General features: G+C 64.9%; 22 protein-coding genes and 1 tRNA gene. 13 read left to right on the forward strand and 10 right to left on the reverse strand.

Going from position 1 to position 22,406, the window contains the following annotated elements; translation table 11 throughout:
• Positions 1-69 precede the first annotated feature (69 nt).
• The 3 genes from BAMB_RS02470 to BAMB_RS02480 all read right to left on the reverse strand — a co-directional run bounded on the left by BAMB_RS02470 (position 70) and on the right by BAMB_RS02480 (position 2,727).
• A complete protein-coding gene (locus BAMB_RS02470; protein WP_011655905.1) occupies positions 70-1,359 on the reverse strand; it encodes an HlyC/CorC family transporter in 1,290 nt (429 codons plus the stop codon).
• 149 nt (positions 1,360-1,508) lie between these two features.
• Positions 1,509-1,585 (reverse strand) — tRNA-Pro (locus BAMB_RS02475).
• Positions 1,586-1,731: 146 nt separating this feature from the next.
• A complete protein-coding gene (locus tag BAMB_RS02480; protein WP_006752232.1) occupies positions 1,732-2,727 on the reverse strand; it encodes a polyprenyl synthetase family protein in 996 nt (331 codons plus the stop codon).
• Between the two features lie 210 nt (positions 2,728-2,937).
• Here BAMB_RS02480 and rplU point away from each other — a divergent pair, with 210 nt between their 5' ends.
• The 4 genes from rplU to proB all read left to right on the forward strand — a co-directional run bounded on the left by rplU (position 2,938) and on the right by proB (position 6,049).
• Complete coding sequence (gene rplU / locus BAMB_RS02485; RefSeq protein ID WP_006025184.1) at positions 2,938-3,249, forward strand: 50S ribosomal protein L21; 312 nt, start codon at positions 2,938-2,940, stop codon at positions 3,247-3,249.
• A 24-nt stretch (positions 3,250-3,273) separates the two neighbouring features.
• Positions 3,274-3,537 carry a 50S ribosomal protein L27 gene (rpmA, locus tag BAMB_RS02490; protein ID WP_006476999.1) on the forward strand — a complete coding sequence of 88 codons (264 nt, stop codon included), beginning with the start codon at positions 3,274-3,276 and terminating at the stop codon, positions 3,535-3,537.
• A 190-nt stretch (positions 3,538-3,727) separates the two neighbouring features.
• Entirely contained in the window at positions 3,728-4,840 is a 1,113-nt protein-coding gene (obgE, locus tag BAMB_RS02495; protein ID WP_011655906.1) for a GTPase ObgE, read from the forward strand.
• A gap of 90 nt (positions 4,841-4,930) precedes the next feature.
• Complete coding sequence (gene proB, locus BAMB_RS02500) at positions 4,931-6,049, forward strand: glutamate 5-kinase (protein ID WP_006752234.1); 1,119 nt, start codon at positions 4,931-4,933, stop codon at positions 6,047-6,049.
• A 113-nt stretch (positions 6,050-6,162) separates the two neighbouring features.
• On the opposite strand, the gene BAMB_RS02505 is transcribed toward proB, so the two are convergent.
• Both BAMB_RS02505 and BAMB_RS02510 read right to left on the reverse strand, forming a co-directional pair.
• Positions 6,163-6,771 carry a CNP1-like family protein gene (locus BAMB_RS02505; protein ID WP_011655907.1) on the reverse strand — a complete coding sequence of 203 codons (609 nt, stop codon included), beginning with the start codon at positions 6,769-6,771 and terminating at the stop codon, positions 6,163-6,165.
• Positions 6,772-6,784: 13 nt separating this feature from the next.
• Positions 6,785-7,435: an RNA pyrophosphohydrolase gene (locus BAMB_RS02510; RefSeq protein WP_011655908.1), complete on the reverse strand. Its 651-nt coding sequence runs from the start codon at positions 7,433-7,435 to the stop codon at positions 6,785-6,787.
• A 218-nt stretch (positions 7,436-7,653) separates the two neighbouring features.
• Here BAMB_RS02510 and BAMB_RS02515 point away from each other — a divergent pair, with 218 nt between their 5' ends.
• Positions 7,654-9,390 (forward strand): proline--tRNA ligase, encoded by a 1,737-nt coding sequence (locus BAMB_RS02515; RefSeq protein ID WP_011655909.1) that lies wholly within the window; start codon positions 7,654-7,656, stop codon positions 9,388-9,390.
• A 21-nt stretch (positions 9,391-9,411) separates the two neighbouring features.
• Positions 9,412-10,014 carry a MarC family protein gene (locus BAMB_RS02520; RefSeq protein WP_011655910.1) on the forward strand — a complete coding sequence of 201 codons (603 nt, stop codon included), beginning with the start codon at positions 9,412-9,414 and terminating at the stop codon, positions 10,012-10,014.
• Positions 10,015-10,092: 78 nt separating this feature from the next.
• Here the strand turns inward: BAMB_RS02520 and BAMB_RS02525 are convergent, their stop codons facing one another.
• Together BAMB_RS02525 and ffh are read right to left on the reverse strand one after the other, a co-directional pair.
• Positions 10,093-10,644: a hypoxanthine-guanine phosphoribosyltransferase gene (locus BAMB_RS02525; protein ID WP_006756843.1), complete on the reverse strand. Its 552-nt coding sequence runs from the start codon at positions 10,642-10,644 to the stop codon at positions 10,093-10,095.
• 94 nt (positions 10,645-10,738) lie between these two features.
• Complete coding sequence (gene ffh / locus BAMB_RS02530) at positions 10,739-12,106, reverse strand: signal recognition particle protein (RefSeq protein WP_006752240.1); 1,368 nt, start codon at positions 12,104-12,106, stop codon at positions 10,739-10,741.
• Between the two features lie 89 nt (positions 12,107-12,195).
• Between ffh and BAMB_RS02535 the strand changes: the two genes are divergently transcribed.
• The 7 genes from BAMB_RS02535 to BAMB_RS33305 all read left to right on the forward strand — a co-directional run bounded on the left by BAMB_RS02535 (position 12,196) and on the right by BAMB_RS33305 (position 20,141).
• A complete protein-coding gene (locus tag BAMB_RS02535; RefSeq protein ID WP_011655911.1) occupies positions 12,196-13,089 on the forward strand; it encodes a cytochrome C assembly family protein in 894 nt (297 codons plus the stop codon).
• A 13-nt stretch (positions 13,090-13,102) separates the two neighbouring features.
• Positions 13,103-13,417 carry a PP0621 family protein gene (locus BAMB_RS02540; RefSeq protein WP_011655912.1) on the forward strand — a complete coding sequence of 105 codons (315 nt, stop codon included), beginning with the start codon at positions 13,103-13,105 and terminating at the stop codon, positions 13,415-13,417.
• Positions 13,414-14,004 (forward strand): 1,6-anhydro-N-acetylmuramyl-L-alanine amidase AmpD, encoded by a 591-nt coding sequence (ampD, locus tag BAMB_RS02545; protein WP_011655913.1) that lies wholly within the window; start codon positions 13,414-13,416, stop codon positions 14,002-14,004. Before BAMB_RS02540 ends, ampD begins: the two co-directional genes overlap by 4 nt.
• A 465-nt stretch (positions 14,005-14,469) precedes the next feature.
• Positions 14,470-17,469, forward strand: coding sequence for a ribonucleoside-diphosphate reductase subunit alpha (locus BAMB_RS02550; protein ID WP_011655914.1), 3,000 nt, complete (start codon positions 14,470-14,472; stop codon positions 17,467-17,469).
• Between the two features lie 359 nt (positions 17,470-17,828).
• A complete protein-coding gene (locus tag BAMB_RS02555) occupies positions 17,829-19,040 on the forward strand; it encodes a ribonucleotide-diphosphate reductase subunit beta (protein WP_011655915.1) in 1,212 nt (403 codons plus the stop codon).
• Between the two features lie 83 nt (positions 19,041-19,123).
• On the forward strand, positions 19,124-19,450 hold the full coding sequence (locus BAMB_RS33300; RefSeq protein WP_011655916.1) for a hypothetical protein: 327 nt from the start codon (positions 19,124-19,126) through the stop codon (positions 19,448-19,450).
• 28 nt (positions 19,451-19,478) lie between these two features.
• The gene (locus BAMB_RS33305) at positions 19,479-20,141 is read left to right on the forward strand and encodes a histone H1-like DNA-binding protein (RefSeq protein ID WP_011655917.1); all 663 of its coding nucleotides are present in this window, start codon (positions 19,479-19,481) and stop codon (positions 20,139-20,141) included.
• A 229-nt stretch (positions 20,142-20,370) separates the two neighbouring features.
• Here BAMB_RS33305 and BAMB_RS02565 read toward each other — a convergent pair whose 3' ends face one another.
• From BAMB_RS02565 to tpx, 3 genes are all read right to left on the reverse strand, one after another.
• A complete protein-coding gene (locus BAMB_RS02565) occupies positions 20,371-20,844 on the reverse strand; it encodes an outer membrane lipoprotein (RefSeq protein WP_006752247.1) in 474 nt (157 codons plus the stop codon).
• Between the two features lie 19 nt (positions 20,845-20,863).
• Positions 20,864-21,802, reverse strand: coding sequence for a carbohydrate kinase family protein (locus tag BAMB_RS02570; RefSeq protein WP_041491084.1), 939 nt, complete (start codon positions 21,800-21,802; stop codon positions 20,864-20,866).
• A 93-nt stretch (positions 21,803-21,895) separates the two neighbouring features.
• Complete coding sequence (tpx, locus tag BAMB_RS02575) at positions 21,896-22,399, reverse strand: thiol peroxidase (protein ID WP_006758913.1); 504 nt, start codon at positions 22,397-22,399, stop codon at positions 21,896-21,898.
• Between the last annotated feature and the right edge of the window lie 7 nt (positions 22,400-22,406).

The raw sequence follows: 22,406 nt of genomic DNA on the forward strand, positions 1-22,406 counted from the left end.
CGGCCGCCTGTTGATCGTGACCGGTCAATGGTCGCGTATCGCGGGCGGCGCCGACAGTCGGCCGTTCGGCTAGCGCGCGACGGCGCGTGAGCGCGTGCTGCGCGGCTTGAAGAGCTTGACGGTGCGCACGGCCTGGTCGTCGCTGCGCATGACTTCGAGCATCACGTCGCGGATTTTCAGGCAGACGTCGCCGTCGGGAATTTCCTCGAGGATCTCGAGGATCAGGCCGTTCAGCGTCTTCGGCCCGTCGGTCGGCAGTTGCAGGTGCAGCCAGCGGTTCAGTTCGCGCAGCGGCATCCTGGCCGCGACGATGCATTCGCCGTTGTCGTCCCAGCCGCCCGCGCGTTCGCCGCGCGGCATCGACGTCGTGAATTCGCCGATCAGTTCCTCGATGATGTCCTCGGGCGTGACGAGCCCCTCGAGCTCGCCGTACTCGTTGACGACGAGCGCGGTGCGCTGCCGGCTTTCCTGGAAATACTGCAGCTGCTGGACGACCGGCGTGCCCGACGGCACGTAGTACGGCTCGGCGAGCAGCGTGCGCAACGTTTCGCGGTCGAAATCCTGGTTGTGCAGCGCGGTGAGCGTCTTGCGCACGTGCAGCACGCCGAGCACCTTGTCGATGTCGCCTTCGTAGACGACCAGCCGGTTGTGATAGCAGGTCTCGAGTTGATGCAGGATGCCGTCGAGCGGCGCGTAGAAGTTGAGCGACTCGATCTGGCGGCGCGGCACCATCACGTCGTCGACCGTGATGTTCTCGAGGTCGAACAGATTGAGCAGGATGCTGCGGTGCTTGGTCGGCATGAAGCTGCTCGACTCGAGCACGATCGCGCGCAGTTCGTCGGCCGACATCCGCTGGTCGCGGCCCTTCTTCGTATTGATGCGCAGCACCCAGAGCACGCCGTTCGCGAGCGCGTTGACGAACCAGACGATCGGCTTGAACACGCGCATCAGCGGCGCGATCACGAGACTCGCGGGCAGCGCGATGCGCTCGGGAAAGGTCGCGCCGACGATCTTCGGCGCGATTTCCGCGAACACGATGATCAGGAACGCGACGATGCCGGTCGCGATCGACAGCGCGAGGTTGTTACGGCCGAACGTGTGCAGCGCGAGCGATGTCGTCAGGACCGGGATGATCGTGTTGAACAGGTTGTTGCCGATCAGGATCACGCTGAGCAGCAGGTCGGTGCGCGTGAGCAGACCTTGCGTGGTTTTCGCGCCGAGCACGCCCTGGCCGGCGAGATGCTTCAGCCGATGACGGTTGAGCGCCATCATCGCGGTCTCGGAAATGGAAAAGAAGCTGGAGCAGAGGAGAAGCAGGAAGACGGCGCCGATTTGCGCCCATAAGGGAATTTGGTCCACGCGTCAGAATGGGCAGTGAAGGACAGGGATGGAGGGAATATAGCAGAGGCCGGCGGCCGTGATGTGTCGCGCGCGGCACGAGGGCCCGCGCGATGAGGCTAAAGCAGGCAAAAAAAAACCGTGCACGCGGTGCACGGTTTTTTTAAATCTGGTCGGGGTGAGAGGATTCGAACCTCCGGCCTCTACGTCCCGAACGTAGCGCTCTACCAGGCTAAGCTACACCCCGATTTGGACTCTTCCGACTTCGCCGTCTTCTTCAAGACCGCTGCGTCGTCGAGCAAGAACATAACTATAGCGATGTTTTTTTAAAAAGGGAATACCTTGGCGAAGAAATTTTTCGAGGCAGGATATCGCCTCGTGTTTTCCGCGCGCTTACGACTGCCGCGACGTCGAGTACGAGCACAACGCGAGCAGGCTTTCCTTGTAGATCGAATCCGGGAACGCAGTGATCGCGGCAGCGGCGGCCTGTGCTTCCTGGCGCGCGCATTCGAGCGTGTGGTCGAGCGCGCCCGAACGCGTGATCGCGTCGAAAATCGTGTCGAAGCGATCGGTGCCGCCTTGTTCGATCGCCTCGCGGGCGAGCGCCGACTGTTCGGGCGTGCCGCGTTCGATCAGATAGATGAGCGGCAGCGTCGGCTTGCCTTCGCGCAGGTCGTCGCCGGCATTCTTGCCCATCGCTTCGGCCGTGCCCGCGTAGTCGAGCCAGTCGTCCATGATCTGGAACGCGGTGCCGATCCGGCGGCCATATTCGGCCGCGGCGGCTTCGGTCGGCGCATCGGCGCCCGCGAGCACCGCGCCGAGGCGGGCCGATGCTTCGAACAGCTTCGCCGTCTTGTAGCGGATCACCTGCATGTAGCGCGTCTCGTCGACGTCCGCGTCGTGCATGTTCAGCAACTGCAGCACTTCGCCTTCGGAAATGATCGTCGTCGCTTCCGACAGGATTTCCATCACGCGCATCTTGCCGACGCCGACCATCATCTCGAACGAGCGCGAATACAGGTAGTCGCCCACCAGCACGCTCGCCGCGTTGCCGAACAGCGCATTGGCCGTCTGGCGGCCGCGCCGCAGCTCGGATTCGTCGACGACGTCGTCATGCAGCAGCGTGGCCGTGTGGATGAACTCGACGACGGCGGCCAGCACGTGCCGCTGGTGCGACGTCTCGCCGAGCGCGCCGGCGACGAGCAACAGCAGGGCCGGACGCAGCCGCTTGCCGCCCGCGCCGATGATGTACTCGGCGATCTGGTTGATCAGCAGCACGTCGGACGCGAGGCTTTGCCGGATAACGCGATTCACCTGCTCCATGTCGCTTGTGATCGGGGCGAGCAGGTGGGCGGCGCTGAGGGTGGGGGAGGCGGTGGACGACGACATGATGATCGAAATGGGTGATGCGGCGGATTATAAGTCCAATCCGCGATATCCCGGTCTGTCGGACGCGCGTGCACCGTGATTTTGGCCGTCCGGCCAGGGCCTGCGCGCGGCAATCGCGGATCGGCTTTGACTTGGGTGCTAAGCCCATGTATAATCACGTGTTTTCCGCGCGTGGTGTGCGGAAAATTTGGATCCAGAGTGAGGTTCTCAATGTACGCGGTCATAAAAACCGGCGGCAAGCAGTACAAGGTTGCCGTTGGCGAAAAACTCAAAGTAGAACAGATACCGGCTGACATTGACGCTGAAATCACGCTCGACCAGGTTCTCGCAGTGGGCGAAGGCGAATCGATTAAGTTCGGTACGCCGCTGGTCAGTGGGGCTTCCGTCAAGGCCACCGTTGTGTCGCACGGTCGTCATGCCAAGGTCACCATCTTCAAGATGCGTCGCCGGAAGCACTACCAAAAGCACGGCGGCCACCGCCAGAACTACACTGAGCTGCGCATCGACGCGATCAACGCGTAAGCGCCTCGGTAAAGGAGCAATCAGATGGCACACAAAAAGGCAGGCGGCTCTTCCCGGAACGGCCGCGACTCCGAGTCGAAACGTCTCGGCGTGAAAGTGTACGGCGGCCAGGCGATCAACGCTGGCGGCATCATCGTGCGTCAGCGCGGTACGCGCATGCACGCTGGCGAGAACGTCGGCATGGGCAAGGATCACACCCTGTTCGCGCTGGTCGACGGTCACGTCAAGTTCGCGACCAAGGGCGCGGACAAGAAGCATCTGGTCATCGTTGTCCCGGCGGCTGCCTAAGTTAGTTAGGCACCCACGGGCTTCGTAGCCGAAAGGCCCCGCAGTCTTCGCGGGGCCTTTTTTTATTTGGCCGCCGGGCGCATGTGCGCGCCGGCGGCTGTCGCGAAGCGGCGGGCAATCGGCCGAACGGCAGATTGTTCAAGCGTGCCGGCGCGCGGCACAATAGCGGAAATACTGGTCGGAGTAACGAATGAAGTTCATTGACGAAGCACGAATCGAAGTCATCGCCGGCGACGGAGGTGATGGGAGCGCGTCGATGCGCCGCGAAAAGTTCGTTCCGTTCGGCGGGCCGGACGGCGGCGACGGCGGCCGGGGCGGCAACGTCTACGCGATTGCCGACCGCAACATCAACACGCTGATCGACTACCGTTACGCGAAGAAGCACCTGGCGCGCAACGGCGAAAACGGTCGCGGCTCGGATTGCTACGGCAAGGGCGGTGACGACGTCACGCTGCGCATGCCGGTCGGCACGGTCGTGACCGACATGGATACCGGCGAGCTGATCGCCGACCTGACCGAGCACGGCCAGCAGGTGATGCTTGCGCAAGGCGGTGCCGGCGGCCTCGGCAACCTGCATTTCAAGTCGAGCACGAACCGTGCGCCGCGCCAGAAGACCGACGGCAAGCCGGGCGAACGGCGCATGCTGCGGCTCGAGCTGAAGGTGCTCGCCGACGTCGGGCTGCTCGGCATGCCGAACGCAGGCAAGTCGACCTTCATCTCGTCGGTGTCGAACGCGAAGCCGAAGATCGCCGACTATCCGTTTACGACGCTCGCGCCGAACCTCGGCGTCGTGCGGGTCGGCCCGAGCAAGAGTTTTGTGATCGCCGACATCCCGGGGCTGATCGAGGGCGCCGCCGAAGGCGCGGGCCTCGGCCACCAGTTCCTGCGACATCTGCAGCGCACGGGCGTGCTGCTGCATCTCGTCGATCTGGCCCCGTTCGACGAAAACGTCGACCCGGTCGCGGAAGCGAGGGCAATCGTCGGCGAACTGCGCAAGTACGACGAGGCGCTCTACGAGAAGCCGCGCTGGCTCGTCCTCAACAAGCTCGACATGGTGCCGGAAGACGAGCGTGAAGCGCGCGTCGCCGATTTCCTCGCCCGCTTCGAGTGGGACGGCCCGGTATTCGAGATTTCGGCGCTGACGGGCCAGGGCTGCGAAGCGCTGTGCTACGCGATCTACGATTACCTCGCCGAGCATTCGGACGCGCATCGCGCGGCGGAAGAGGAAGATCTGGCCACGGACGTGCGGTTCCGCGACGCGCCGCCCGCCGATGGCGGGGCGACGCCCGGCGACGACGCCTGAGCGGACCCGAAACGCACCGGGCATCGCGCCCGGTGCCGGAATTCAATCGCGCCCGGCCGGGCAGGCATCAGATACAGGAGACGGCGCACGATGCGTTCGATCATCGCGGATTCGAAGCGATTGGTGGTGAAGGTGGGCTCGAGCCTCGTGACCAACGACGGCAAGGGGCTCGATCATGCTGCAATCGGCCGCTGGGCGGCCCAGATCGCCGCGCTGCGCGCGCAGGGCAAGGAAGTGGTGCTCGTCAGTTCGGGTGCGATTGCCGAAGGGATGCAGCGGCTCGGCTGGAGCAAGCGTCCGCGCGAGATCGACGAGCTGCAGGCTGCCGCCGCGGTCGGCCAGATGGGGCTCGCGCAAGTCTATGAAAGCCGCTTTACCGAGCACGACATCCGCACCGCGCAGATCCTGCTCACGCACGCCGACCTCGCAGATCGCGAACGCTACCTGAATGCACGCTCGACGCTGCTCACGCTGCTGCGGCTCGGCGTCGTGCCGATCATCAACGAGAACGACACGGTCGTCACCGACGAAATCAAGTTCGGCGACAACGACACGCTCGGCGCACTCGTCGCGAACCTGATCGAAGGCGACGCACTGATCATCCTGACCGACCAGTCGGGGCTGTTCACCGCCGATCCGCGCAAGGATCCGAACGCGACGCTCGTCGCGGAAGCCAGCGCGGGCGCGCCGGACCTCGAGGCGATGGCGGGTGGCGCAGGCTCGAGCCTCGGCCGCGGCGGGATGCTGACGAAGATCCTCGCGGCGAAGCGCGCGGCGCACAGCGGCGCGAACACCGTGATTGCGAGCGGCCGCGAAACCGACGTGCTGGTGCGGCTCGCGGCCGGTGAGGCGATCGGCACGCAGCTGATCGCGCGCACCGCGCGGATGGCCGCGCGCAAGCAATGGATGGCCGATCACCTGCAGGTGCGCGGGCACGTCGTGATCGATGCGGGCGCGGTCGAGAAGCTGACGGCCGGCGGCAAGAGCCTGCTGCCGATCGGCGTGATCGGCGTGCAGGGTGCGTTCGCGCGCGGCGAGGTCATTGCCTGCGTTGGCCCCGACGGGCGTGAAGTGGCGCGCGGCCTCACGAACTACAGCAGCGCGGAAACGAAGCTGATTCATCGCAAGCCGAGCGGCGAGATCGAGACTGTGCTCGGCTACATGCTGGAGCCGGAGCTGATTCACCGCGACAACCTCGTGCTGGTGTAACGGTTCGGCCCGGCGTCGCGAGACAGCCAAAAAGCTAAAAAGCCCGCATTTGCGCGGGCTTTTTCGTTGCGACGAAGCGGAGCAGGACCGGCCAGGCGGCCTGCGTTGCGCCGTCAGCGCAGCTGGCTCATCGCCGTGCGGTGGAACTTGATGTTCTCGATGATCTGCTTGGTCGTGCCCTGCGGCATCTTGTTCGAGCAGAAGTAGTCCTGGTACAGCGCCGAGTGATACGAGTTCAGTTCGCCGTTCTCGATGCGACGCCAGTCGTTCTCGACCGTGCGGTCCCAGCCGTCGTGATCCGAATTTAGGCCTGCATACTGACGCCATTCGTAGGTGTCGCAGCGGATGCCTTCGTAGTTCACGTTGCGCGCGCCGGCCGGGCTCGTGATGACGACTGCGTAGCGCACGATGCCGTCGGTGCCGACCGCGAGCGACTTCGCATCGACGAAGAACTTGAGCGGCGTGTTCTGCGACACCGTGAACGGCAGCAGGTCGCCCGCTTGCGGCAGCGGCGGCAGCGTGTCGACCGGGTTTTCCTTCCACTCACCCTTACGGTCGAGCAGATAGACGAACTCGCTGTCGTCCTTGTTGGACGGCGCTTTCGAATTGGCGCAACCGGCCAGCGTGGCCACCGCGACAACCGATGCGAGCGCGAGAGCAATCGCTTTCAATATGCATTCCTCGTAAAAAAAGGGCGCGACACCAAGGTCGCGCCCGGTCATGCAGTCCGACTGGTCATTTGCCGACGATCACGCGGGGCGGCATCTCATCGAGCGTGCTCGCCTCCACTTCGATCTCCGAACAGACCACCGATGTGTCGACAATCGTCAGCGTCTGCTGGGACTGCGTGCCGATCACGCGCGGATAGCGCGACGACGGACGCGGCCCCTGCGGCTTGTCGGCTCGCTGCGCCGGGCGGCGCAGGAAGCGTGACAGTTCCGTCAGCGCCAACTGATAGACATCCCGCTTGAACTCGATCACCGCATCGAGTGGCACCCAGTACTCGTTCCAGCGCCACGCATCGAACTCCGGGTGATCGGTCGCGCGCAAGCAAATGTCGCAATCGCGTCCGACCATCCGCAGCAGGAACCAGATCTGCTTCTGGCCGCGGTAATGGCCGCGTACTTCGCGTTTGATGAACTTGTCAGGCACCTCGTAACGCAACCAGTCGCGGGTGCGGCCGATTATCTTGACGTGTTCCGGGTGCAGGCCGGTTTCCTCGTGCAGCTCCCGGTACATCGCCTGCATGGGGGTCTCGCCGTACTTGATCCCACCTTGAGGAAACTGCCAGGAATGCTCGCGGAGCCGCTTGCCCCAAAACACCTCGTTGCGCGCGTTCAAGAGGATGATGCCGACGTTCGGGCGAAAGCCTTCACGATCCAGCATACAACCACCTTCGAATCCTTTAAAATTGCTTTGATTATAAACAGATAACGGGCGCTGCGCACCGTGACGGAGCGAATCCGCGCGGGGTACGGCGGCTGAATTGTCCCTGATTTGTCTGCTACGTCATCTGCGCCATCGTCGTTCGTCGCGCGCAGCTTTTTCACCTTGAAACTTTTTCGGGCGCCCCGCCTGGGGGCGCCGTATTTGGAACCGTCCGCATGAAAGCTTCCCGTTTCTTTATCGGCACCCTCAAAGAAGCACCGGCCGACGCAGAGATCGTCAGCCACAAGCTGATGGTGCGCGCCGGCATGATCCGTCGTGTCGCCGGCGGCATCTATAACTACCTGCCGGTCGGCCTGCGTTCGATTCGCAAGGTCGAAGCGATCGTGCGCGAGGAAATGAACCGGGCAGGCGCCATCGAGCTGCTGATGCCGGCCGTGCAGCCGGCCGAGCTGTGGCAGGAGTCGGGCCGCTGGGAACAGTACGGCCCCGAGCTGCTGCGCTTCAAGGACCGCAAGGACAACGACTTCGTGATCGGGCCGACGCACGAGGAAGTGGTCACCGACATCGCGCGCAACCAGATCAAGAGCTACCGGCAGATGCCGGTGAACTTCTACCAGATCCAGACGAAGTTCCGCGACGAGATCCGTCCGCGCTTCGGCGTGATGCGCGGCCGCGAATTCCTCATGAAGGACGCGTATTCGTTCGACAAGGACACGGCCGGCCTGAACGAGTCGTATCGCAAGATGTACGACGCGTACGTGCGCATCTTCACGCGCCTCGGCCTCGAGTTCCGGGCGGTCGCGGCCGACAGCGGCTCGATCGGCGGCAACTTCTCGCACGAGTTCCACGTGATCGCTGATACCGGCGAGGACGCGATCGCGTACTGCCCGACGTCCGACTTCGCGGCGAACATCGAAGCGGCCGAGGCGCTGCCGTTGATCGCCGAGCGTGCCGCACCGGCCGAAGCGATGGAGAAGGTCGCGACGCCCGGCAAGGCGAAGTGCGAAGCGGTCGCCGAACTGCTGGCAATCCCGCTCGAGCGCACGATCAAGTCGATCGTGCTCGCCACCGAGAACGAAGGCGCCGAGCCGACCATCTGGCTCATCATGCTGCGCGGCGACCACGACCTGAACGAGATCAAGGTGTCGAAGCTGCCGGGGCTGAAGAACCACCGCTTCGCGACCGAGCAGGAAATCGTCGACTGGTTCGGCACGCCGCCGGGCTATCTCGGCCCGGTCGGCACGAAGAAGCCGGTGAAGGTGATCGCCGATCGCACGGTCGCGAACATGAGCGACTTCGTCGTCGGCGCGAACGAGGTCGACTATCACATCGCGGGCGTGAACTGGGGCCGCGACCTGCCGGAACCGGAAGTCGCCGATGTGCGCGACGTGAAGAAGGGCGATCCGTCGCCGGACGGCAAGGGCACGATCGACATCTGCCGCGGCATCGAAGTCGGTCACGTGTTCCAGCTCGGCACCAAGTATTCGGACGCGATGGGCGCGACGTTCCTCGATGAATCGGGCAAGCCGCAGCCGATGCTGATGGGCTGCTACGGCGTCGGCATCACGCGGATTCTCGGCGCGGCGATCGAACAGAACTTCGACGATAAGGGCATCATCTGGCCCGAGTCGATCGCGCCGTTCGAGGTCGTGCTGTGCCCGATGGGCTACGATCGCAGCGACATGGTCCGCGAGGCCGCCGACAAGCTGTACGCGGAACTGGCCGCCGCCGGCATCGACGTGATCCTCGACGATCGCGGCGAGCGCCCGGGCGTGATGTTCGCCGACTGGGAACTGATCGGCGTGCCGCATCGCCTGGTGATCGGCGAGCGCGGCCTGAAGGAAGGCAAGATCGAGTACCAGGGCCGCCGCGACGCGGAGGCGACGCTGCTGCCGGCGGACGAGGCTGCGGCGACGGTGACGGAGAAGATCCGCGCCGCGCTCGCGCACTAAGCGCCGCGACCGGGGGACACGGTGGAATACACCTTCCTGTCGGCCACCGTGCTCCTCGTGCTGATTACGGATCCACTCGGCAACATCCCGCTGTTCATCACGGCGATGCGGGACGTGCCGCGCGAGCGGCGCGTGAAACTGATCCTGCGCGAGGTGGGGATCGCGTTCGTGATCCTGCTGTTCTTCATGGTGGTCGGCGACCGCTTCCTGCGGATGATGAGCCTCACCGACCTGTCGCTGCGGCTCGGCGGCGGGATCGTGCTGTTCCTGATCGCGCTGCGGATGATCTTTCCGCATCCGGACGGCGCGCTCGGCACCGATCCGCGCGCGGGTGGCGAACCCTTCATCGTGCCGCTCGCGATTCCCGCGCTCGCCGGGCCGTCCGCGCTCGCGACGGTGATGCTGCTGACGTCGCAGGCGCCGGGCAAGATGTTCGAGTGGGTCGGCGCGCTGACGGTCACGATGATCGTCTGCGCGATCACGCTGGTGCTGGCCGAACGGATCCAGCAGTGGCTCGGCGAGCGGACCGTCGCGGCGTTCGAGCGGCTGATGGGCCTCGTGCTCGTCGCGATCTCGGTCGAGATGCTGCTGGCCGGCGTGCGGGCGTTCGTGCACCAGCTGTAGCACGGGCGGCGCGGCCGACAAAAAAAGCGGCGCTCCGGGAAACCGGAGCGCCGCTTTTCTTTATTGCCGGCCGGGCGGTCAGACGTTGGCGGTCAGCGCGCGGATCGTCGGCAGGTTGCGCCAGTAACCCTTGGCGTCCATCCCGCAACCGAACACGTAGCGGTCGGGCACCGGGAAGCCGCAGAAGTCGGGATGCAGCGGTTTCGCCTTCGCGAGCGTCTTCTCGCACAGCACGGCGGACATGAAGCGCGTCGCGCCCATGTCGAGGATGCGGTCGCGGATCGCGGCCATCGTCTCGCCTTCGTCGAGGATGTCGTCGAGCACGAGCACGATCCGGTCCTTCACCGATTCGCGCGGCGCGACGCGCCAGTGCATCTCCGGGCTGCCCTGCGTCGTGTTGCGGTAGCGGGTCAGGTGGATGTAGTCGAATTCCAGCGGGAAATCGAGGCGCGGCAGCAGCATCCCGGTAAACACGGCGGCGCCGCCCATCACCGAAAGAACGAGCGGGAACGCGTCGCCGATCTCGGCGCGGATCGCGTCGGCCATCCTGGAGATCGAAGCATTGACGGCGTCTGCCGAGACGATCTCTTCGGAGTGGTCGAAAATGTGGAGGGCTTCTTCGCGGTTCATGTGTTCTGGCGAGCAGTCGGTATACAAATAAGAATGAAGCAGAACGGACGGCGCGCGCTACAGCAAAAACCCGCGCGCCGGCCGATGGGCGCGATCAGCGCATGCCGGGCATCATGCCCTTCAGGCCGCGCATCATCTTCTGCATGTTGCCGCCCTTCAGCTTCTTCATCATCGTACGCATCTGGTCGTACTGGTTCAGCATCCGGTTGACTTCCTGCACCGGCACACCCGCGCCGGCCGCAATGCGGCGCTTGCGCGTCGCCTTGATGATTTCGGGTTTCGCGCGCTCGGCGGGCGTCATCGAGCTAATGATGCCTTCCATCCGGCGGATCGACTTCTCGGCCTGGCCCATGTCGGCGCCGGCCGCCGCCTGCTGGAATTGCGCGGGCAGCTTGTCCATCAGCGACGACAGGCCGCCCATGTTCTTCATCTGCGAGATCTGCGCGCGGAAATCGTTCAGGTCGAAGTCGCCGCCTTTCTTTACCTTGTCGGCGAGCTTCTGCGCGGCCTGCACGTCGACGCCGCGCTGCGCTTCCTCGACGAGCGCGAGGATGTCGCCCATGCCGAGGATCCGGTTCGCCATGCGATCCGGGTGGAACACCTCGAGGCCGTCGAGCTTTTCGGCGACACCGACGAATTTGATCGGCTTGCCCGTGATGTGGCGCACCGACAGCGCGGCACCGCCGCGCGAATCGCCGTCGAGCTTGGTCAGCACGACGCCGGTGAGCGGCAGCGTGTCGTTGAACGCCTTCGCGGTGTTGACCGCATCCTGGCCGAGCATCGCGTCGACGACGAACAGCGTTTCAGCCGGCTTCAGCGTGCCGTGCAGCGCGGCGATTTCCTGCATCATCGCCTCGTCGATACCGAGGCGGCCGGCCGTGTCGACGATCAGCACGTCATGGTAGTGGCGCTTCGCCCAGTCGACGGCCGCGACCGCGATATCGACGGGCTTCTGGTCCGGCGTGGACGGGAAGAAGTCGGCGCCGACCTGTTCGCTCACCGTTTTCAACTGCATGATGGCGGCCGGGCGATACACGTCGCACGAGACCGTCAGCACCTTTTTCTTGTGCTTCTCGCGCAGCAGCTTCGCGAGCTTGCCGACGGTCGTGGTCTTGCCGGCGCCCTGCAGGCCCGCCATCAGGATCACGGCGGGCGGCGTGACCGCGAGGTTCAGCTCGGCGGCCTTGCCTTCGTAGTCGCCGCCGATCACGGCGGTCAGTTCCTTCTGGACCACGCCGACGAGCGCCTGACCCGGCGACAGGCTGCTGATCACTTCCTCGCCGAGCGCCTTTTCCTTGACCTTGGCGATGAATTCGCGGACGACGGGCAACGCGACGTCGGCCTCGAGCAGCGCGAGACGCACCTCGCGGAGCATTTCCTGGGTGTTCGCCTCGGTAAGCCGGGCCTCGCCGCGCAGCGTCTTGACGACGCGCGCCATCCGTTGAGTGAGATTGTCGAGCATGGGGAGCGTTGGACAGTGGGGCCCGAAGGCGCAACGGAACCGAACAAAGGGAGCCGTCGCGGGAAGGGGGCCTAGTGTAAACTTCGAACATGGATATTGTACTGTATGCCCTCACCGCATTCCTGTACGGCGGCCTCGCCGTCGCAGGCTGGCGCACGCACCGCCAGGGCGCGACGCCGCTCGTCGCGAGCGTGCCCGCCGTGCCGGTTCCGGCGTCCGCCGCGTCGGGGATGAGCGCGGCCGGCCGCGCGCTGCTGTTCGCGGCGCTCGTCGCGCACGGCGTGCTGCTGCACATGACGATCTTCCCGCACGACGCGATGATCTTCGGGTTCGCGTTTGCGTTGTCGGCGATGTTCTGGCTCGGCGCCGGCATCTACTGGATCGAGAGCTTCTTCTTCCCGCTCGACAGCCTGCGCCTGCTGGTGCTGCCGCTCGCGTGCGGCGCGTCGCTGCTGCCGCTCGTGTTCGGCGGCGTGCGGGTGCTGCCTTATGCCGCGGCGCCGCTGTTCAAGATGCACTTCCTGATCGCGAACATCGCGTACGGCCTCTTTGCAATCGCCGCGCTGCACGCGGTCCTGATGCTGATGGTCGAGCGGCGCCTGCAGTCGCTCAGGAGCGGCGGGCGCGACGGCTCGACCGGCTGGATCGCGAGCTGGCTCGAAACGCTGCCGCCGCTGCTCACGCTCGAGAAGCTGCTGTTCCGCCTGATCGGCGCCGGCTTCGTGCTGCTGACGCTGACGCTCGCATCGGGGATCCTGTTCAGCGAGCAGGTCGATGCGCGCGCGATGCGGCTCGATCACAAGACCGTGTTCGCGGTGCTGTCGTGGCTGATGTTCGGCGGCCTGCTGGTCGCCCGCAAGACGTCGGGCTGGCGCGGGCGCGGCGCCGCGCGCTGGGTGCTCGTGTCGTTTGCGGCGCTGCTGCTCGCGTATGTCGGCAGCCGGTTCGTTTTCGAGGTGCTGCTGCACCGCTCCGTGGTTTGAACGCAGGTTTCCGATGCGACAGATTCTTCTCCTGATTCTTCTTCTCTTCGCGGGCTCGTGGCTTGCGCGCAAGCTGCGCCAGGCCCAGGAGCAAGCGCACGCGCGCACCGGCCGCGGTGACGGCGCCGACGCGCCCGGTCACGGCGGCGCGGGTGCGGCACGCCCGAACGGCGGCACGCGCTCGCTGCCCGAGCCGATGGTGCGCTGCGCGGAATGCGGCGTGCATGCGCCGAAGGGCGACGCCGTCGCCGCGGGCGGCGAATACTTCTGCAGCACCGACCATGCGCGGCGCCACGGCGCACGCGCGAGCGGCCACGACGCGCGATGAGCGACGCAGCGCCGCTGTCGGTCGACGCACACGGCTGGGTGCGCGAAGCGCGCCATGCGCCGTCGCCGAATTTCGAGGCGCGGCCCGCGGGCGCGGTGCCGACGCTCGTCGTCGTCCACAACATCAGCCTGCCGCCCGGCGAGTTCGGCGGCGACGCGATCGAGTCGCTGTTCCTGAATCGCCTCGATTGCGATGCGCATCCCTATTACCAGAGCCACCTGCGCGGCGTGCGCGTGTCCGCGCACTTCCTGATCCGCCGCGACGGCGAGCTCGTGCAGTTCGTGTCGTGCGACGAGCGCGCATGGCATGCGGGCTCGTCGGAATTCTTCGGCCGGCCGCGCTGCAACGATTTCTCGATCGGCATCGAGCTCGAGGGCGCGGACGACGTGCCGTTCGACCCGGCGCAGTACGCGACGCTCGGCGTGCTCGCCCGCACGCTCGCCGCGCGCTACCCGATCGATGCGGTCGCCGGGCATTCCGATGTCGCGCCGGGCCGCAAGACCGACCCGGGTCCGCATTTCGATTGGCAACGCTTCGCAGGCGATGCCGGCTTTTCGGCCGAATACTTTCCTTTCCGTCAGCACTGAGCGCAGGGTTTTCGAGCCCGCGAAAAAAATTTTTCCGACCAATGCCTTGTCACGTCTGCGCCTGCGCGGGGCGGGGGTGATGTCAATACCTTCAGCGCAAATTATCCGTTTTGACCTCGTCCGAATGTCCACTATACTTGGTGCCAGTTGAGCGGTTCTGTACTAGATATAGTGTGTGTCGCAGGGGAAACCCGAGCGGCACCGGCCGGCGGCCAACGCCGGCGGACAGGGTTCTCAGGGCGGCGCGCCAGGGCCGGGCGGTCCGGGCGTCGCGATCAAGCGCAGCGAACTTCGACGGGGCAGGGGTACACATGACGAAGCACACGACCGGCTCGGTTGTCGCGCATCGACCGCACCGGCGTCCCCGCCGCATCGCTCGCCTCTTACCGCTCGCGCACTCCATCGCGCAGCGTTCGTTTTAATCCGCGGTTCTCTCCGCACCATCCAACACCAGGAGCTTTGCACATGCAAACCACCGACAACGCGACGTCCCAGTACGAGAGCGCCTCGAGCCGTCCGCTCGGCGGGACCGAACAGGGCGCGAAGGCGCTCGCGCCGCAGGCCACGTTCGCCGACTACAAGGTGATCCGCCGCAACGGCAGTGTGGTGTCGTTCGAGCCTTCGAAGATCGCGATCGCGGTGACCAAGGCTTTCCTGGCCGTCAACGGCGGGCAGGGCGCGGCATCGGCGCGCGTGCGCGAGCAGGTCGAGCAGCTCACGCACAACGTCGTGCGCGCGCTCGTGCGCAGCCGTCCGAACGGCGGTACGTTCCATATCGAAGACATCCAGGACCAGGTCGAACTCGCGCTGATGCGCGGCGGCGAGCACAACGTCGCGCGTGCGTACGTGCTGTATCGCGAGAAGCGCCACCTCGAGCGCCAGCATGCGGGCGAAGAAGCGGCCGCAGCGGGCGGCGAGGCGAGCGCGGGCATCAACGTGGTCGACAACGGCGTCACGCGCCCGCTCGACATGAACGCGCTGCGCGAGCTGATCGTGTCGTCATGCGCCGGTCTCGGCGCTGCGGTTAACCCTGAGCCGATCGTCGCGGAGACGGTGAAGAACCTGTACGACGGCGTGCCGATGAGCCAGGTCTACGACTCGGCGATCCTCGCGGCGCGCACGATGATCGAGAAGGACCCGGCGTACAGCCAGGTCACGGCCCGCATCCTGCTGCACACGATCCGCCGCGAGATCCTCGGCGAGGAAGTGCTCCAGGCCGAGATGACGACCCGCTACACGGAATACTTCCCGCAGTTCCTGAAGCGCGGCGTCGATGCCGGCCTGCTCGACGACAAGCTGCTGCAGTTCGACCTGAAGCGTCTCGGCGAAGCGCTCGACGCGAACCGCGACCTGCAGTTCGGCTACCTCGGCCTGCAGACGCTGTACGACCGCTACTTCCTGCACGTCGAAGGCACCCGCATCGAAATGCCGCAGGCATTCTTCATGCGCGTCGCGATGGGCCTGTCGCTGAACGAGATCGACCGCGAAACGCGCGCGATCGAGTTCTACAACGTGCTGTCGAGCTTCGACTTCATGAGCTCGACGCCGACGCTGTTCAACTCGGGCACGCACCGCTCGCAGCTGTCGTCGTGCTACCTGACGACGGTCGCGGACGACCTCGACGGCATCTATGAAGCGCTGAAGGAAAACGCGCTGCTGTCGAAGTTCGCCGGCGGTCTCGGCAACGACTGGACCCGCGTGCGTGCGCTCGGCTCGCATATCAAGGGCACGAACGGCAAGTCGCAAGGCGTGGTGCCGTTCCTGAAGGTCGTCAACGACACGGCCGTCGCGGTCAACCAGGGCGGCAAGCGCAAGGGCGCGGTGTGCGCGTACCTCGAATCGTGGCACCTCGACATCGAGGAGTTCCTCGAGCTGCGCAAGAACACCGGCGACGATCGCCGCCGCACGCACGACATGAACACGGCGAACTGGATTCCCGACCTGTTCATGAAGCGCGTGATGGAAGGCGCCGACTGGACGCTGTTCTCGCCGTCGACCTGCCCGGATCTCCACGACAAGTTCGGCGCGGAGTTCGAGGCGGCTTACACGGCTTACGAAGACAAGGTCGCGCGCGGCGAGATCAAGCTGTTCAAGAAGATCCCGGCGCAGCAACTCTGGCGCAAGATGCTCGGCATGCTGTTCGAAACGGGCCACCCGTGGATCACGTTCAAGGATCCGTGCAACGTGCGTTCGCCGCAGCAGCACGTCGGCGTCGTCCATTCGTCGAACCTGTGCACGGAAATCACGCTGAACACGAGCGACACCGAAATCGCGGTGTGCAACCTGGGCTCGGTGAACCTCGTCGCCCACCTGGTGAAGCAGGCCGACGGCAGCTACGCGCTCGACCACGACAAGCTCAAGCGCACGATCAGCGTCGCGATGCGCATGCTCGACAACGTGATCGACATCAACTACTACGCGGTGCCGAAGGCGCGTAACTCGAACCTGAAGCACCGTCCGGTCGGCATGGGCATCATGGGCTTTCAGGACTGCCTGCACCTGCTGCGCACGCCGTACGCGTCGGAAGCGGCCGTCGAGTTCGCCGATCGCTCGATGGAAGCGGTCTGCTACTACGCGTACTACGCGTCGACCGAGCTGGCCGAGGAACGCGGCCGCTACTCGAGCTACCGCGGCTCGCTGTGGGATCGCGGCATCCTCCCGCAGGACACGCTGAAGCTGCTGACGGAAGCACGCGGCGGCTACGTCGAGGTCGACACGTCGGAGTCGCTCGACTGGACGACGCTGCGCTCGCGGATCGCGGCACACGGCATGCGCAACTCGAACTGCGTCGCGATCGCGCCGACGGCGACGATCTCGAACATCATCGGCGTGTCGGCGTGCATCGAGCCGACCTTCCAGAACCTGTACGTGAAGTCGAACCTGTCGGGCGAGTTCACGGTGGTCAACGAGTACCTCGTTCGCGACCTGAAGGAACGCGGCCTGTGGGACGAAGTGATGGTCGCCGACCTGAAGTACTTCGACGGCATGCTGTCGCGCATCGACCGCATCCCGGCCGACCTCCGCGCGATCTACGCGACCGCGTTCGAAGTCGACCCGACGTGGCTTGTCGAAGCGGCATCGCGTCGCCAGAAGTGGATCGACCAGGCGCAGTCGCTGAACATCTACATGGGCGGCGCGTCGGGCAAGAAACTCGACGAGGTCTACAAGCTCGCGTGGCTGCGCGGTCTGAAGACGACCTACTACCTCCGCACGATGGCGGCGACGCACGTCGAGAAGTCGACGGTCGCGCACGGCGCGCTGAACGCGGTGCCGACGGGCGGTGCGGGCGGCTCGAGCAGCGGCGGCGCGCAAGGCGCGGCAGGCGGGTTCGGTGCGGCAGGCGGCGATGCATCGTCGGGCGCGGTCAATGCGGCAGCGGCGCTGGCGCCGGTCGAAGCAGACGGTCCGGTATGCACGATGCGTCCGGGCGATGCGGGTTTCGACGAGTGCGAAGCCTGTCAGTAACGCAGCGCGTATGAACTAAGGTTCGTGCGGCGCGCACGACAACCGATGGAGGTTGAAGTGTGCGCCGCTCTCAACTAAAAAAATGATAAGGAATCTGTAACGCGCCACTCGCGTTGCAGGCAGTGACGAGCGATCGAAACATCCCCGACGACGTCGCGTTTCGATCAGCGTTCGATGCGTCGAGCGCACCTCGCGATACGTGTGCGACACGCGTCGCGCTCTGCATGAACGACGATGCGTTGCTCAAAGTGTTGTATCGAGGTCGCAACGCGAATCGAAAAAAGGATTTTTCGTGAGCGAACCCTTTTATCGCTCAGGAAAAGATGGTACAAACCGTTCTAAATTGATGGTGAGAATTTATGCTCAACTGGGATGACGAGAAGACTGCCGTAACCCCCGCGAGCGGAGCGCAGCAGAACGCGTTGCGCACCTCCGCTGGGATGGCTGTCGGACTGCAGGCGACAGCGCCTGCCGCCCATCAGGTCCGCGACATTTTCGAAGGCGATCTCGCGGTGCCGCCGCAAGCATCGGCTGTTCCCGCTGCGGGTTCGGAAGCGCGGGTCAACGTTGCGGACAAGCGCATCATCAACGGCCAGACTGACGTCAATCAGCTGGTGCCGTTCAAGTACAAGTGGGCGTGGGAAAAGTATCTGGCCGGTTGCGCGAACCACTGGATGCCGCAGGAAATCAACATGTCCCGCGACATCGCACTGTGGAAGGACCCGAACGGTCTGACCGAGGACGAGCGCCGCATCGTCAAGCGCAACCTCGGCTTCTTCGTGACGGCCGATTCGCTCGCCGCGAACAACATCGTGCTCGGCACGTACCGCCACATCACGGCGCCCGAGTGCCGGCAGTTCCTGCTGCGCCAGGCGTTCGAAGAGGCGATCCACACGCACGCGTATCAATACATTGTCGAATCGCTCGGTCTCGACGAAGGCGAGATCTTCAACGCGTACCACGAGGTTACGTCGATCCGCGCGAAGGACGAATTCCTGATCCCGTTCATCCACACGCTGACGGATCCGGCCTTCAAGACCGGCACGCTCGAAGCGGACCAGAAGCTGCTGAAGTCGCTGATCGTGTTCGCCTGCATCATGGAAGGCCTGTTCTTCTATGTGGGCTTCACGCAGATCCTCGCGCTCGGCCGCCAGAACAAGATGACGGGTGCTGCAGAGCAATATCAGTACATCCTGCGCGACGAGTCGATGCACTGCAATTTCGGCATCGACCTGATCAATCAGATCAAGCTCGAGAACCCGCATCTCTGGACCGCGGAATTCCGCGCCGAGATCCGCGAGCTGTTCAAGCAGGCTGTCGAACTCGAATACCGCTACGCCGAGGACACGATGCCGCGCGGCGTGCTGGGTTTGAACGCGTCGATGTTCAAGAGCTATCTGCGCTTCATCAGCAACCGCCGTTGCCAGCAGATCGGCCTCGACCCGCTGTATCCGAACGAGGAAAACCCGTTCCCGTGGATGAGCGAGATGATCGACCTGAAGAAGGAACGCAACTTCTTCGAGACGCGTGTGATCGAGTATCAGACGGGCGGCGCGCTGTCCTGGGAATAACCCGCAGCAGCGAACCCGTCACATGATGTGAGCAGCCGGCGGCCTCTCGGCCCCGGCCCAAGGTTTAGGAGCAAGAACGCCTGATGCAAAGCATGCCCGGTGCCTTAACGGCCCAACGACATGATCGGCACTTTGCGAACCCTTCAGTGGGATGGGCAAACTTCCCTCCGGAAAAAGCGGACGGCCGTGTGGCGGTCTGCTTTATCAAGCGATTAGGGGTAGCGGCGCGAGGTGCGCCGGCTACCGACTTGATTTGGCGCGCGAGGCCATGGGGTCACGCGCGCCATACCGTATTCATTAGCGTAAGCGCGCGGTATCCGCGTACGCCGATGAATAGCCCGCTTCGAAGCGCACGTGCTGAACAGCGTCCGCGGGAAGCGGGTTTTGACGAAGGGTGTAGTTTGAACTGACTCTCATCTGAACCTGAAGGAGAACAACATGGCTACTGCCAAGAAAAAACCGGCTGCGAAGAAGGTTGCTGCCAAGAAGACCGTTGCGAAGAAGGCTGCTCCGGCCAAGAAGGCTGCCGCGGTGAAGAAGGTTGCTGCCAAGAAGGTCGCGGTGAAGAAGGTTGCCGCGAAGAAGGCAGCACCGGCGAAGAAGGCCGCTGCGAAGAAGGTCGCGGCCAAGAAGGTCGCAACGAAGAAGGTTGCAGCCAAGAAGGTCGCTGCCAAGAAAGTCGCGGTGAAGAAGGTTGCCGCGAAGAAGGCAGCACCGGCGAAGAAGGCCGCTGCGAAGAAGGTTGCAGCCAAGAAGGTCGCAACGAAGAAGGTTGCTGCGAAGAAGGCCGCACCGGCGAAGAAGGCTGCTGCGAAGAAGGCCGCGCCGGCGAAGAAGGCTGCCGCCAAAAAGGCTGCGCCTGCGAAGAAGGCCGCTGCGAAGAAGGCTGCGCCTGCCAAGAAGGCTGCCCCTGCGAAGAAGGCTGCCGCACCGAAGGCTGCTGCCCCGGCGAAGAAGGCTGCTGCTCCGAAGAAGGCCGTCGTGAAGAAGGCTGCACCGGCAACCACCGCGTCGACCGCATCGGTTGCGCCGGCATCGGGCGTGAAGACCGCGCTCAACCCGGCAGCGGCATGGCCGTTCCCGACCGGCAGCCGTCCGTAATCGCGGCTGGCCAGTACCACCCGGACACTCATGCGGTGTCCGTGGGTTGAGTAGCGCTACTCAATCGATCCCGCCATCTGGCTCAGGTGGCGGGATTTTTTTCGTCCGTATTCATCGAAGTGCTGACCAGCGGCCGGCGGCCGGCAGCGAATAGCGGACGAAAAAAAACGCATGTGCAGCTTCGCACATGCGTTCGACCGCGGCTTGCGCCGCGTGCTGAGGATGCTCGTTAGTGCGTGACGCGCGTGACGCCGCCGCTCGACAGCAGTCGCACACGCTCGCCGGCGCGGAACATTTCGCCGCTTGCCGCCTGCGTGATCGAGCGCAGGTCGCCGTTATCGAGGCGCACGGTGATTTCGACACCGTTCGCCGTGCCGAGGTTTTCGCCGACCGCGTTGCCCGCGACCGCGCCGACGAGGCCGCCCGCGATGGCCGTCAGGATCGACCCCTTGCCGCCGCCGATCGCGCTGCCCGCGACCGCGCCGAGCGCGCCGCCGCCGAGCGTGCCGATCGCGCTACCGCCGCCGTCGGACTGGATGCGCACCGCACGGACGCTTTCGACCGTACCCATGCGGACGGTCTGCTCGCGCTGCGCCTGGCCGACGCTATAGACATCCGCCGAGCCCGGCGCCGTGAAGCAGCCGGCGAGCGTCAGCGTGGCGGTCAACATGGCCGCGAGCGTGAGGGTTTTTTTGGTCAACATCTTTGCTCTCCCACAATATTCATTTGAGACTGTACCCGAAGGCAGCCTCGAAGCGCGCGTCGATTTCGGCGCGCGTCAGTGCGTAAGTCTGGGGCCCCTGGTGGGCAATCTTGATCGAGCCCATCAGGCTCGCGAGACGGCCCGTGGTTGCCCAGTCGAGGCCATTCTCGATGCCGTACAGCAGGCCGCCCCGGAAGGCGTCGCCGCAGCCGGTCGGATCCACGACACGTTCTGCTTGCACGACCGGAATCTGTTCTTCGCCGTTTTTGTGAAGAATGGTCGAGCCGTGCTCGCCGCGCGTGATGATCAGCGCCTGAACCCGGCTGGCGATGTCCTGTTCGGACCAGCCCGTCTTGTCGCTGACGAGCTTGCCCTCGTAGTCGTTGACCGCGACAAAGGTCGCGAGTTCAATGATGCGGCGCAGCGTCGCACCGTCGAACAACGGCAGGCCTTGGCCCGGATCGAAGACGAACGGGACGCCGGCCTTCGCGAATTGCTCGGCGTGCTGGACCATCCCGTCGAAGCCGTCCGGCGCGACGATGCCGAGCTTCACGCCCGCCACTTCGTCCGCGCGGTTCAGGTGCGACACCATCATCGCGCCCGGGTGGAATGCGGTGATCTGGTTGTTGTCGAGATCGGTCGTGATCATTGCCTGCGCGGTGTGCGCTTCGGGCACCACGCGCACGCTGGCCTTCGACAGGCCGAGGCTGTCGAGACGCTCGAGATAGCGATCGGCGTCGTTCGCGCCGACCGTCGCCATGATGCGCGCGTCGCCGCCGAGCATGTGCAGCGCGTAAGCGATGTTCCCCGCGCAACCGCCGAATTCGCGACGCATCGTCGGCACGAGGAAGCTCACGTTCAGAAGGTGAACCTGGTCGGGCAGGATGTGCTCGCGAAACCGGCCTTCGAAGGTCATGATGTTGTCGTAGGCGAGCGAGCCGCAAATCAGCGTAGTCAAGGCGTGCGTTCCTGTAGAGAGCAAAGGGGAGCGGCCACCCGGCCGGCGCGCGCAGGCCGTCCGGCCTCGCGCGGCAGGGCGGGTGGCAGCGGATTACTTCAGTGCGGCGAGTGCTGCGTCGTAGTTCGGCTCGTCCTTGATCTCGTCGACGAGTTGCGCGTGGATCACCTTGTCCTGCGCGTCGAGCACGACGACCGCGCGGGCCGTCAGGCCGTTCAGCGGGCCGCTCGTCACGTCGACGCCGTAGGCGTTCGCGAAGGCGCGGCCGCCGCGGAACGTCGAAGCCGTCACGACGTTCGCCAGGCCTTCGGTCGTGCAGAAGCGCGTGGCGGCGAACGGCAGGTCGCCCGACACGACGACCACGACCGTGTTGTCCAGCGACGACGCGGCTTCGTTGAACTTGCGGGTCGACGTCGCGCAGGTCGGCGTGTCGAGGCTCGGGACGATGTTCAGCACCTTGCGCTTGCCGGCGAAGCTGGCGAGCGACAGATCGGCGAGGTCCTTGCCGACCAGCTTGAAGTCGGGGGCTTGCGAGCCGACGGCCGGGAACGTGCCGGCGAGATCGATCGGGTTGCCACCCAGCGTAACTTTGCTCATGTTCGTG

The sequence above is a fragment of the Burkholderia ambifaria AMMD genome (assembly GCF_000203915.1).
Lineage (GTDB): Bacteria > Pseudomonadota > Gammaproteobacteria > Burkholderiales > Burkholderiaceae > Burkholderia > Burkholderia ambifaria.

Excerpts from the sequence above, each read along its gene's own strand:
- ampD (WP_011655913.1), top strand. The coding sequence starts at position 13,414 with ATGAGCGACGCAGCGCCGCTGTCGGTCGACGCACACGGCTGGGTGCGC.
- rpmA (WP_006476999.1), top strand. The coding sequence starts at position 3,274 with ATGGCACACAAAAAGGCAGGCGGCTCTTCCCGGAACGGCCGCGACTCC.
- BAMB_RS02525 (WP_006756843.1), bottom strand. The coding sequence starts at position 10,644 with ATGAACCGCGAAGAAGCCCTCCACATTTTCGACCACTCCGAAGAGATC.
- rplU (WP_006025184.1), top strand. The coding sequence starts at position 2,938 with ATGTACGCGGTCATAAAAACCGGCGGCAAGCAGTACAAGGTTGCCGTT.
- BAMB_RS02540 (WP_011655912.1), top strand. The coding sequence starts at position 13,103 with ATGCGACAGATTCTTCTCCTGATTCTTCTTCTCTTCGCGGGCTCGTGG.
- BAMB_RS02515 (WP_011655909.1), top strand. The coding sequence starts at position 7,654 with ATGAAAGCTTCCCGTTTCTTTATCGGCACCCTCAAAGAAGCACCGGCC.
- BAMB_RS02550 (WP_011655914.1), top strand. The coding sequence starts at position 14,470 with ATGCAAACCACCGACAACGCGACGTCCCAGTACGAGAGCGCCTCGAGC.
- BAMB_RS33300 (WP_011655916.1), top strand. The coding sequence starts at position 19,124 with ATGCAAAGCATGCCCGGTGCCTTAACGGCCCAACGACATGATCGGCAC.
- BAMB_RS02555 (WP_011655915.1), top strand. The coding sequence starts at position 17,829 with ATGCTCAACTGGGATGACGAGAAGACTGCCGTAACCCCCGCGAGCGGA.
- BAMB_RS02505 (WP_011655907.1), bottom strand. The coding sequence starts at position 6,771 with ATGACCGGGCGCGACCTTGGTGTCGCGCCCTTTTTTTACGAGGAATGC.
- ffh (WP_006752240.1), bottom strand. The coding sequence starts at position 12,106 with ATGCTCGACAATCTCACTCAACGGATGGCGCGCGTCGTCAAGACGCTG.
- BAMB_RS02535 (WP_011655911.1), top strand. The coding sequence starts at position 12,196 with ATGGATATTGTACTGTATGCCCTCACCGCATTCCTGTACGGCGGCCTC.
- BAMB_RS33305 (WP_011655917.1), top strand. The coding sequence starts at position 19,479 with ATGGCTACTGCCAAGAAAAAACCGGCTGCGAAGAAGGTTGCTGCCAAG.
- BAMB_RS02565 (WP_006752247.1), bottom strand. The coding sequence starts at position 20,844 with ATGTTGACCAAAAAAACCCTCACGCTCGCGGCCATGTTGACCGCCACG.
- BAMB_RS02510 (WP_011655908.1), bottom strand. The coding sequence starts at position 7,435 with ATGCTGGATCGTGAAGGCTTTCGCCCGAACGTCGGCATCATCCTCTTG.
- obgE (WP_011655906.1), top strand. The coding sequence starts at position 3,728 with ATGAAGTTCATTGACGAAGCACGAATCGAAGTCATCGCCGGCGACGGA.
- BAMB_RS02480 (WP_006752232.1), bottom strand. The coding sequence starts at position 2,727 with ATGTCGTCGTCCACCGCCTCCCCCACCCTCAGCGCCGCCCACCTGCTC.
- proB (WP_006752234.1), top strand. The coding sequence starts at position 4,931 with ATGCGTTCGATCATCGCGGATTCGAAGCGATTGGTGGTGAAGGTGGGC.
- tpx (WP_006758913.1), bottom strand. The coding sequence starts at position 22,399 with ATGAGCAAAGTTACGCTGGGTGGCAACCCGATCGATCTCGCCGGCACG.